This window comes from Actinophytocola sp. NPDC049390 (genome assembly GCF_044466355.1).
Taxonomy (GTDB): Bacteria; Actinomycetota; Actinomycetes; order Mycobacteriales; family Pseudonocardiaceae; genus Actinophytocola.
Window position 1 is genome coordinate 36,134 of record NZ_JBITMQ010000018.1, and the last position, 10,220, is coordinate 46,353.

A 10,220-nucleotide genomic window follows, 5' to 3' on the forward strand; every position below is an offset into this window, starting at 1 on the left:
GCATGTGCACAAAACCGACAACTCGGTGTGCGCGAGAGCGCGACTCGCTACGTCCGGGGGCGCGACTCGCTATGGCTGGGGGCGCGACTCGCGGGGTTAGTCGCGTTCTCGGCTGTTGGCCCAGGTGATGCCGGGGACTATCAGGGCGACGTAGGCCGCGACGCCGTACAGGACCTCGCGGACGCGTTCCTGTTCGCCGGTCAGCCAGATGCCGCCGCAGATCAGGGCCAGTACCAGGGATGTGCCCGCGACGACCTTCGCGAAGAACTTGTACGAGCACCAGCGGGTGCAGCCGCCCGGGACGCGGTGGCGGCACAGGCGGTTCCCGCTGGCGCTGGTGGGCAGCTGCACAGCGCGCTCCGAGTGCCGCCGCATACCCCACATCCTCACCGCCGGTGACGATCCCCGACAAGCCGTCGATCTCGAACTGACACACTGCACCGCATGAGAAGCCCGTGGATCCCGATGTGGGCGCTCTGTGCGTGCTTCTTCATGATCATGCTCGACTCGACGATCGTCACCGTCGCGATCCCCACGATGCTGACCGACCTGCACGCGAACCTGAACGAGGTCGTCTGGGTCAACAGCGTCTACCTCCTCGCGAACACGGTCCCCCTTCTCATCACGGGGCGGCTCGGCGATCGGTTCGGTCCGAAGAACGTCCTCGTCGCCGGGCTCGTCGCGTTCACGGCCGCGTCGGCGTGGAGCGGCCTCACCACCACCGCGGGCGAGCTGATCGCCGCCCGCGCACTACAGGGCCTCGGCGCGGCTCTCATGACCCCGCAGACGCTGTCGTTCATCACCCGCCTGTTCCCACCTGAGAAACGCGGTGTGCCGATCTCTGTCTGGGGCGCGGTGGCCGGTGTCGCGACGCTCGCGGGCCCGGTGCTCGGCGGGCTGCTCGTCGAGCACATCGGGTGGCAGTGGATCTTCCTGATCAACATTCCGATCGGCGTCGTCAGCCTGCTGATCGCGCTGGCCGCCCTGCCGAACTGGCAGCCGCGCCGCCGCCTGCGCTTCGACCCGCTCGGCACCGCGCTGTGCGCCGTCGGGCTCCTGCTCCTCGTCTTCGGCGTGCAGAACGGGCAGCACTACCACTGGAGCACGGTCGCGGGCCCGGTCACGATCGTCCACCTCCTCATCGCGGGCGTCCTGCTGCTCGCCGCGTTCGTGTACCGCCAGGTCACCGTGAAGAACCGCGAGCCGTTGGTGCCCAACGAGCTGTTCCGCGACCACACCTTCACCTACGCCAACCTCGCGCACGCGGCCATGGGCTTCGCGATGACCGGCATGTTCCTCCCGCTGGTGCTCTACCTGCAGACCGTCCTCGGTCTGACGGCGCTCGAGTCCAGCGCGCTGGCCCTGCCCATGGCGGTCACGGCGGCCGCAGCGGCCGGGCTGTCCGGCGCGCTGTGGCACCGCATCGGCGCCCGCAACCTGATCGTCGCCGGGTTCGCGATGCTCGCGCTGGCCGTCGGCATCCTCGTCTACCAGGCACAACCGGAGACGGACCCGGTCACGCTCATCCCCGGCCTCGCGTTCGCCGGGCTCGGCATCGGGTTCGTGTTCTCGCCGCTGACCACCGCCGCGACCGCGGGCATGCCGGCGGAGCTGGTCGGCGCGGCGTCGGGCGTGTACAACACGGCCCGCCAGGTCGGCGGGGTCCTGGGCAGCGCGGCGACCGGTCTCGTGTTGCAGCTGGGCGTCGCGTTCGCAGTGCCCGACGCGGCCGCCCGGTACGCCGAACGCCTGCCGTTCCGGTACCGCGAGGAGTTCGTCGAGCGGATCACCGAGGCGGCGAACACAGCGAGCCAGTTCGACTCGTCCAGCCCGCCCGTGCCGTCCAACCTGGACCCGGACGTCGCCGACATCGTGCGCAGGATCGTCACCGGCGTGTTCCACGAGGGGTTCACCGTGGCCGCGAAGGCAAGCCTCATGCTGCCGATCGCGGTGCTCCTGCTCGGCATCGTCGCCGCGATGGGCATCCGCGTACGCACCACACCGCGCGATCTAGAGTCGCAACCGTGGAGTTCGTCCTCGCATCACAGTCCCCCGCCCGCCTGATGGTCCTGCGTGCCGCGGGCATCGAACCCGTCGTGCACGTGTCCGGTGTCGACGAGGACGCCATCACCGCGACGCTGCCCGCCGACGCGCCGCACGAGCACGTGGTCGTCACGCTCGCCGAGGCCAAGGCCCGCGCCGTCGCGCCAGGTCACGCGGACGCGGTGATCATCGGTTGCGACTCGATGCTCTCCCACGACGGCGAGCTGGTCGGCAAGCCCGGCACGCCCGAGCGGGCCCGCGAGCGGTGGAAGCGGATGGCGGGCGGCGAGGGCAGGCTCTTGACCGGCCACGCCGTGCTGCGTGTCCGCGACGGAGCCGTCGACGCGGTCGCCACCGGCACCGTGACCACCACGATCCGGTTCGGCACCCCGGCCGAGGACGAGGTCGAGGCGTACATCGAGACCGGCGAGCCGCTGTCGGTCGCGGGCGGGTTCACGCTCGACGGGTTCGGCGGCTGGTTCGTCGACGGCGTCGACGGCGACCCGTCCAGCGTGATCGGCATCAGCCTGCCGCTGACCCGCGGGCTGCTCGGCGAGGTCGGCGTGCGGGTGATCGACCTGTGGGCTAGTCGCAGGACCTGATCGTCGCTTCCGACAGGTCCGGGTTGGGCCAGCCGGGCATCGACTCGAGCCGCGCGTAGTCACGGGTGCAGCCGAGCACCTCGCTGCGCATCGAGAAGATCTGCACGTAGACCTCGGTGTCCGAGCAGTCGGCGGTGGCCGCGCGGTCGCAGCGGTGCTGCGCGACGAGCACCTCCGGCCCGGACTGCTGCCCGGTGACGTCCTGCACCGCGACGAACCCCGCGTCGGACGCGAACGGCTTCGCCAGCGACGCCCACTTCGCGGACCGGCCGACGATGACCTGGCCGAGCATGCCGTCGGCGGCGCTGCCACGGACGACGCACGCCGACAGCGTGCCGCCGACGCACTGCAGCGCGTCGGGCCCGAGCACGGCGCCGAGCTTGGTGATGGTCACCTCGATCACGTCGCTCGCGCCGCCCCCGCCGATCTGCACGCGGCCGGACTTGCCGCCGGCGTCCGCGACCAGCTGCACGGCGGTGCCACCGATGGGGATGGGCCCGAGCACACGGCACGGGTCGTCGAGGCACCCGTCGGCCCCGGCTCCCGACGTGGTCGTCGGCGGTGTCGTGGTCTCGGCCGGGCGGCTCGCGGTCGACCGTTCATGGCGCAGGACAGCGGCCGTGACCAGCGCGCCGAGCGTGACCAGCGCGCACACGACCGCGGTGACGACCACGGCCCACGGCCTACCCGATCGTGTCACCCGTCACCCCACCCCCGTGACCTTGCTCTCGCCCCATGTCAGCACAGGGTCCGTAAACTTCCCCACCAGTAACAAGTGTGCCGCTTCGTCGGTGAGGGAGTAAGGGCGTGCCCCAGCTCAGCAAGATCCTGATCGCCAATCGCGGTGAAATCGCTGTCCGTGTCGTTCGTGCGTGTCGGGATGCGGGTGTGTCGAGTGTGGCTGTTTACGCCGACCCGGATCGTGATGCGTTGTTTGTCCGGTTGGCGGACGAAGCGTTCGCGCTGGGTGGGTCGACGGCGGCGGAGAGTTACCTCAACATCGAGAAGCTGATCGAGGTGGCGGCACGATCGAGTGCGGACGCGGTACACCCCGGTTACGGGTTTTTGTCGGAGAACGCGGAGTTCGCGCAGGCGGTGATCGATGCGGGGTTGACGTGGGTTGGGCCGTCGCCGCGGGCGATCCGGGATCTGGGTGACAAGGTGACCGCGCGTCATATCGCGATGCGGGCGGGTGCGCCGCTGGTGCCGGGCACGAAGGAGCCGGTGGGGGGGCCGGAGGAGGTTGTGGCGTTCGCGCAGGAGCACGGGTTGCCGGTGGCGATCAAGGCGGCGTTCGGTGGTGGTGGCCGCGGGTTGAAGGTCGCGCGGACGATCGAGGAGATCCCGGAGCTGTTCGACTCGGCGGTGCGTGAGGCGGTGGCGGCGTTCGGGCGGGGTGAGTGCTTCGTGGAGCGCTACCTGGACAGGCCGCGGCATGTCGAGGCGCAGGTGCTGGCCGATCAGCACGGCAACGTGGTGGTGGTGGGTACGCGGGATTGTTCGTTGCAGCGGCGGCATCAGAAGTTGGTGGAGGAGGCGCCGGCGCCGTTCCTGTCCGAGGAGCAGCGGGCGTCGATTCATTCCTCGGCGAGGGCGATCTGCCGGGAGGCGGGGTATTCGGGGGCGGGCACGGTCGAGTACCTGGTGGGGCAGGACGGGACGATCTCGTTCTTGGAGGTCAACACCAGGTTGCAGGTCGAGCATCCGGTGTCGGAGGAGACGGCCGGGGTGGATTTGGTGCGGGAGCAGTTCCGCATCGCGGCGGGTGAGAGGTTGCGGTTCACGTCTGATCCGGTGCCGCGGGGGCATTCGATCGAGTTCCGGATCAACGGTGAGGACGCCGGGCGTGGGTTCTTGCCGGCGCCGGGGGTGGTGACCCGGTTCGTGTCGCCGGAGGGTCCGGGGGTGCGGGTGGACACCGGTGTGGAGTCGGGCACGGAGATCGGTGGGCAGTTCGATTCGCTGCTGGCGAAGGTGATCGTGACGGGCGCGACCCGTGAGGAGGCTCTGGAGCGGTCGCGGCGGGCGTTGGACGAGATGGTGGTCGAGGGCATGGCGACAGTGCTGCCGTTCCACCGGGTGATCGTGCGTGACCCGGCGTTCGCGGCGGAGTTCACGGTGCACACCCGGTGGATCGAGACCGAGTTCGACAACCGGATCGAGCCGTTCCCCACGCCCACCGACCCGGCCCCCTCGGAGGAGCAGGAGGGTGAGCGGCAGACGGTGGTCGTGGAGGTCGGCGGCCGGCGGCTGGAGGTGTCGCTGCCCGCGGGGCTGGCGACCGGGTCCGCGCCGAAAGCGGCCGCCAAGCCACGGAAACGGGCGGGCGGCAAGACCACGGTGGCCTCGGGTGACGCGGTGACCGCACCCATGCAGGGCACGATCGTGAAGATCGCTGTCGAGGACGGCCAAGCGGTCCAGGCCGGTGACCTGATCGTGGTACTGGAGGCCATGAAGATGGAAAACCCGGTCACCGCCCACAAACCAGGCACCGTCACCGGCCTCAACGTCGGCCAGGGCGAGACAGTCACACAAGGCACCGTGCTCTGCGAGCTGAAGGACTGAGCGCGGCCCTCGGCCCCCCGAAATCCACCGTAACGGCCGGCACCGACAACCGATCACGACGAACCCCGGGTTGTCCACAGGTCGACCGGTTATCCACAGGAACGCCGTTCGCGGCCGGTTCTGTCGGTGAGCACCGGTAGACTGGCATGGCGGGTGGCCCCCGGGATCGGGCAGGGCTCCGTCAAAGTCGCATTTCTGCTGGTCAGAGTTGGTTTTGGCGGTAGATGCACCGCTGATCGAACGTTCTATTGAGGACACCTGGGCGACAGGTCTCCAAGAATGGCCAGGTCGTCAACCTCGGCCGACGGTGCAGGAGACCATGGGTTCCCGTCTTCTGCCTTGCTTGGACGCCGTGACCTGCACGAACCCGACTTTGACGGAGCCCTGCCGGGATCGGGCAGGGTTCCGTCAAAGTCGTTTGTGCTGGTTATGTGGGGATTCCGAGCAGTGTGAGTGGTCGTGTGGTGTCTCGGGACATGTGGCGGAGGGCTTGGGCGATGTTGGTCCAGCCGGTTTGGCGGAGTGCGCTGATGGCGAGGTTGCGCAGGCTGGCCATGGCGCGGGGTGCGGTGCCGGTGCGTAGGTGGGAGTGGTCTTCGGTGTAGGTGACGTCGCGGACCCAGTGCAGCCGGTTTTCGATGTGCCAGTGTTGTCGGAGGAGGTTGGTGATCTGGGTGGGGGTGGCTTGGTCGGGGTGAGGCTGGTGATTCCGGTGCAGGTGTGGGTTTCGCGGGTGCTGGTGGTGCGGTTGGTGCGGTAGCGGGTGATGTGGAAGACCTGCGTGGCGCCGGGGAAGTCGAGGTCGGTGGGGGCGGGAAGGATCTCGATGACGCGTTGTTCGAGCCGGCCGTGTCCGATGTCGGTGGTGGTGTGATGCTGGGCTTGTGGCCAGGGCAGTGTGGCGAGCCGGGTGTGGAGGCGGTGCTGGTTCTTCTTGACCAGGAACGCGTAGTGGGCGCCGCGTTGCCGCAGGTAGATGGCGTGGTCGCGGGTGGTGTGCAGGGCGTCGGCGGTCACGACTGTCCCGGTCAGGTCGATACCGGCTAGGAGGGGTCGGAACTCGGCGATCTCGCTGCTGCCGATCGGCACGAGTCGTTGCCCCGCGACAGTTCCCCGCTGGTGCGTGAACGCGGACAACAGATGCACCCCGGCGCCGCCAGCGCGGCCCACCGTGCCCCGTAACGTCTTGCCGTCCACCGCGATCGCCGCCCACCCCACCCCCCCCAGCATCCGCCACCCCAACTGCTGTCGGCCCGGCCTGGTGGGTGATCCAGGCGCTGATTGCGATGTCCAGCTCATCGCCGTCCACCCGGGCCAGCGCCCGACGCAAGGTTGCCTCACCCGGCACCACGTACCGATCCTGCCGCGGGTCGAACCGGGCACCCAGCGCCTTCAACGCCCACTGCGGCAGGTCAGCAGCCCATTCCCAGATCGCCGTCACAGACCGCGAACCCGCGGCCACCGCAACCGCCGCCATCGTCAGCATCGCACCCAGCGAGTGCCGTATCCCCCGCCGATCCCGAGGATCAACCACCCGACCCAAATACTCCCGCAGGTCAGCAGCACACCACACGGTGACACGGCCCAGCCGATCAAACACAGCAGAGATCGGGAATGATGACACAGCAGGCACGGCCCTCTCACACGATCATGCGACTTCGACAATCACATGATCAACTAGACGACCGTGCCTGCTCTCATCCAGGTAATCGACTTTGACGGAACCCTGCCGGGATCGGGTGGGGGTTGAGGTTACGTACTGGGGTGGCACCAAAACTTCGCCTGTCTGAGAGAACCCTCAGGTCGCGGCAATCGTCACGGCTGATTACCGGATTACAGACGTACGATCGAAGGGTGAGCGAGTACCAGCCGTCGGACATCCGGGTGAGCGACGCTGAGCGGGAAGCGGCCCTCGCCAAGCTTGGCGAGCACATGACCGCGGGCAGGCTCGACATCGACGAGTTCGGCGAGCGCTCCGCCAAGGTCGCCACCGCGAAGACCCGTGGCGACCTGCTCGACCTGTTCGGCGACCTGCCCGAGCCGAAGCCGGCCTTCGGGCAGCCGAGGGGCACGGTCGTGCCACGGGAGCGCGGGTTTGTCGAGAAGGTCGCCCCCGTCGCGATCCCCGTCGCCGCGATCCTCGCCGTCGGAACGGTCCTGGTCGTGTTCAAGATCGGGTTTTTCGTGCCACTTCTGCTCTTCTTTCTTTTCGTGAACGGTCGGTGGCACGGCCAGCGCCGCGGCCCTGACCAGCGGCGCAGGTGGCGGCACGAGCGCGGCTACTGACACCCCGCCGAAGGTCGCGAGCCGATCGGCGGATTGCCCGGCCATCACCCGATTGCCAGACTCCCTGAAAAAGATCTCACAAAAACTGGGTGAACCATCGAATCCGATCATCCGTGTTGGATATGGTTGATCGACCACAGGGGATCTGGTTGGGAGGGCAACCGAGTGCCAGGTAAGCACGGGGGTGGGGGTACCCAGAACGACATCGTCAGAGTCGATCCGGACGCGGTGCCAGGCCTGCGTTCGGCCTTCGCTGACGCGCTCGCCAGGGTGGACCGCCAACTCGAGCTGGCGGAGGCGGAGCTGCGGGTCAACGCGTGGGCCAAGGACCCGGTCAGCCAGGGCGCGACCATCCTCTTCAACGACCGCTCGGTCGAGTCTGACCAGTCCGCGGTGGACACCCTGCGCGCGTACCGCACCGAGCTGGACGCGGCCGTCCAGAACCTGGACAAGACCGCCAAGCAGTACTCCAAGACGGACGGCGACAACGTCCACGGCGTCGGTAAGAACGGGGGCTGACCACCATGCCTGACACCCCCACCACGCCGCCTCCCGAGGAGACACAGCCGACCGGCGACCCGGCCGAGGGCACCCGCTGGCGCGGCTACACCCACAAAGAGCTGTACCTGATGCTGCACGACGGTCCGGGCGCTGCCGCGTCCGCGTCGCCGTCGCGGCGCTGGGCCGAGATCTCCACGACCCTCACCGAGATCGGCGAGGACCTCAAGAAGGCACTCGACCTGACCGGCTCCGGCTGGCAGGGCAGGGCCGCCGGCGCCGCGTACGACCGGCTGTCGACCACCGTCGCCTGGGCCACCAACGCCGGTGCGGGCGCCGGGCTCATGCGCACGGCCGTCGAGGACCAGGCCGACCACATCGCCAAGGCACGCGCCGACATGCCCGCCCCAGAAGGTGTGCCACCGGTGGCGCCCGACCCGACGGTCGCGCCCGCCGTGCAGGTGCTCCAGACCCAGGTCGACGCCGAGCCCGCCGAGGCAGGGGCGTCGTCGGCGGAGGAGCGGGCCGTCGAGGTGATGGCCGCCTACGAGAACAACACCAAGACCACCACGGCCTCGCTCGCGACGTTTGACATGCCGCAGAAACTGCTGCCGAACACCGGCATGAGCCAGGGCCACGGCGGCGGGCTGCTCGGCATCCTGCCGACCGTCGTGTCCGGACTGGTCGGTCACGGTGGGCCGCCCCGGCACGACCACCACCACAACGACTGGCGTGGTAACCCGCGCAACGACTGGCACGGGCCGTCGACCGGCGGCTCGTCCGCGCACTGGGAGGAGCGGCGGCCCGCACCGCCCGCACCGCCCGCGCCCGGCAAGACGATGGGTGTGTCCAGGGAGCCGCTTCTCGCGCCGCGCATCATGACGAGCGGCGGTCCGCAGGAGCGGTCGTCGAACAACCGGAGCAGCTCCGGTGGCCCCGCCGCCGGGTCGAGCAGCGGGCACGGCCCGGTGCCGCCGAAGACCCCGACGAACGCGGCCCTGCCACCGAGCGAACAGCAGTTCCAGCAGGCCGCGGCGGCGAGCCAGGCGGCGGCCAGCGCCCACCCGGGTGCCGGTACACCGATCGCGCCGACGTCCGGGCCGGTCGCCGGTGGGCAGGAGAAGATGGTGCTCCGCCGGTTCGGCATGGACGCCATCGGGTCCAGCCAGTGGTTCGGCGACACGGACGAACCGGCGGTCGGCGAGAGCCCGAAGCGGCGGTTCGACCTGCGGGAGTCCGCGGAGGTCACCGAGTCCGTCTCGATCCTGGACGAGGAACACAAGCTTCCGCCCACGGTGATCGGCGACGGCGGCCGATAATCACGGCATGACGATCGGCAGCACGATCGGCGGGGTCGACACCGACCCCGTGGAGATCAGCACGCTCGAGTTCGACGTGCTGTGGGAGCACTACCACGGCGTCGCCCAGATGCCGCTGGTCCTGCGGGTCCCGTCGCCAGGCCGCACGGACGAGGAGCGCAAGCGCATCGTCCGTGGCGTGTGGGACGGGCTCACGGGCCGCGGCCTGGGCTCGCCCGTGGACGCGGACCCGCGGCTGACGCACCTGCTGTCGCTGCTGCGCAGACCGGACCGGGAGATCGACGGCAGGCTGTGGCTGGGCGGCGAGGTGCGGCTCCTGGCAGCGGCGACCGGTGACGAGGCCGTGCTGGCGGTGTTGGCGAACGGCAGGCTGACGCTACGTCCCGCGGACGCGACGGGCCTGCCGCGATTCGCGCTGTCTGTGCTGCCGCCCGCTGCCGCGGGCCCCGGCCAGTCGATCACGCTGCCGACGGCCGACTTCGAAGCCGCCGCCAAGGAGGCACGCAAGCAGGAGGAGCTGGCGGTCGCGCTGCGCAACCGCGGCGTGCGCGCCTCCGACGCGCAGACACTGGCGGAGATGATCGGCGACATCGTCAACCGCGGCCAGTACGGCAGCGCACACCGCGACCGCTGGGGCCGCCGCGTCCGCACACCCCGCGTGATCAGCTTCTTCGACACGGAAGCAGGCCGCTACCTCCAGGTCCGCCGCGAATCCGAAGACACCGAACCCTGGACGACGATCTCCCCAGCCGCCCCCCGCCGCCTACTACAACACCTGACAGAACTCCACGAAGAACACCCATAACCCCGCGAGTCACGCTCAGGAACATGGCGAGTCGCGCTCTCCAACATGCCGAGATGCCGGTCCCGTGCCGATCTTGACCCGCCTGGACCCAGCGGTACGTAC

Annotated in this window: 10 protein-coding genes and 2 pseudogenes; 7 read left to right on the forward strand and 5 right to left on the reverse strand. The window is 69.5% G+C overall.

The window, feature by feature from the left end; translation table 11 throughout:
• Positions 1-96: 96 nt before the first annotated feature.
• Complete coding sequence (locus ACIBVP_RS38295; protein ID WP_396111390.1) at positions 97-375, reverse strand: hypothetical protein; 279 nt, start codon at positions 373-375, stop codon at positions 97-99.
• A gap of 69 nt (positions 376-444) precedes the next feature.
• Between ACIBVP_RS38295 and ACIBVP_RS38300 the strand changes: the two genes are divergently transcribed.
• Both ACIBVP_RS38300 and ACIBVP_RS38305 read left to right on the forward strand, forming a co-directional pair.
• On the forward strand, positions 445-2,064 hold the full coding sequence (locus ACIBVP_RS38300) for a DHA2 family efflux MFS transporter permease subunit (RefSeq protein WP_396111392.1): 1,620 nt from the start codon (positions 445-447) through the stop codon (positions 2,062-2,064).
• Complete coding sequence (locus tag ACIBVP_RS38305; RefSeq protein ID WP_396111393.1) at positions 2,025-2,645, forward strand: Maf family protein; 621 nt, start codon at positions 2,025-2,027, stop codon at positions 2,643-2,645. Before ACIBVP_RS38300 ends, ACIBVP_RS38305 begins: the two co-directional genes overlap by 40 nt.
• Here ACIBVP_RS38305 and ACIBVP_RS38310 read toward each other — a convergent pair.
• Complete coding sequence (locus ACIBVP_RS38310; RefSeq protein ID WP_396111394.1) at positions 2,629-3,345, reverse strand: hypothetical protein; 717 nt, start codon at positions 3,343-3,345, stop codon at positions 2,629-2,631. The genes ACIBVP_RS38305 and ACIBVP_RS38310 overlap by 17 nt on opposite strands.
• Positions 3,346-3,452: 107 nt before the next feature.
• Between ACIBVP_RS38310 and ACIBVP_RS38315 the strand changes: the two genes are divergently transcribed.
• A complete protein-coding gene (locus ACIBVP_RS38315) occupies positions 3,453-5,210 on the forward strand; it encodes a biotin carboxylase N-terminal domain-containing protein (RefSeq protein WP_396111395.1) in 1,758 nt (585 codons plus the stop codon).
• A 427-nt stretch (positions 5,211-5,637) separates the two neighbouring features.
• Here ACIBVP_RS38315 and ACIBVP_RS38320 read toward each other — a convergent pair whose 3' ends face one another.
• The 3 genes and pseudogenes from ACIBVP_RS38320 to ACIBVP_RS38330 form a co-directional block, all read right to left on the reverse strand.
• On the reverse strand, positions 5,638-6,102 hold the full coding sequence (locus ACIBVP_RS38320; RefSeq protein WP_396111552.1) for a transposase: 465 nt from the start codon (positions 6,100-6,102) through the stop codon (positions 5,638-5,640).
• Positions 5,994-6,509, reverse strand: a pseudogene (locus ACIBVP_RS38325) (ISAs1 family transposase); the annotation flags it as partial. The gene ACIBVP_RS38320 and the pseudogene ACIBVP_RS38325, both read right to left, overlap by 109 nt.
• Positions 6,490-6,843: pseudogene (locus tag ACIBVP_RS38330) on the reverse strand (transposase family protein); the annotation flags it as partial. The pseudogenes ACIBVP_RS38330 and ACIBVP_RS38325, both read right to left, overlap by 20 nt.
• Positions 6,844-7,064: 221 nt before the next feature.
• On the opposite strand from ACIBVP_RS38330, the gene ACIBVP_RS38335 reads away from it, so the two are divergent.
• The 4 genes from ACIBVP_RS38335 (at position 7,065) to ACIBVP_RS38350 (ending at position 10,118) form a co-directional block, all read left to right on the forward strand.
• Entirely contained in the window at positions 7,065-7,496 is a 432-nt protein-coding gene (locus tag ACIBVP_RS38335) for a DUF1707 domain-containing protein (RefSeq protein WP_396111397.1), read from the forward strand.
• A 270-nt stretch (positions 7,497-7,766) separates the two neighbouring features.
• Entirely contained in the window at positions 7,767-8,015 is a 249-nt protein-coding gene (locus tag ACIBVP_RS38340) for a hypothetical protein (RefSeq protein WP_396111398.1), read from the forward strand.
• 5 nt (positions 8,016-8,020) lie between these two features.
• Positions 8,021-9,313, forward strand: a complete 1,293-nt coding sequence (locus ACIBVP_RS38345) for a PPE domain-containing protein (RefSeq protein WP_396111399.1) — start codon at positions 8,021-8,023, stop codon at positions 9,311-9,313.
• A 7-nt stretch (positions 9,314-9,320) separates the two neighbouring features.
• A complete protein-coding gene (locus ACIBVP_RS38350) occupies positions 9,321-10,118 on the forward strand; it encodes an ESX secretion-associated protein EspG (protein WP_396111400.1) in 798 nt (265 codons plus the stop codon).
• Positions 10,119-10,220: the final 102 nt, after the last annotated feature.

What these genes read in the sequence shown, in the direction of transcription:
- ACIBVP_RS38295 (WP_396111390.1), bottom strand. Translation starts at nt 375, where the DNA reads ATGCGGCGGCACTCGGAGCGCGCTGTGCAGCTGCCCACCAGCGCCAGC.
- ACIBVP_RS38300 (WP_396111392.1), top strand. Translation starts at nt 445, where the DNA reads ATGAGAAGCCCGTGGATCCCGATGTGGGCGCTCTGTGCGTGCTTCTTC.
- ACIBVP_RS38345 (WP_396111399.1), top strand. Translation starts at nt 8,021, where the DNA reads ATGCCTGACACCCCCACCACGCCGCCTCCCGAGGAGACACAGCCGACC.
- ACIBVP_RS38350 (WP_396111400.1), top strand. Translation starts at nt 9,321, where the DNA reads ATGACGATCGGCAGCACGATCGGCGGGGTCGACACCGACCCCGTGGAG.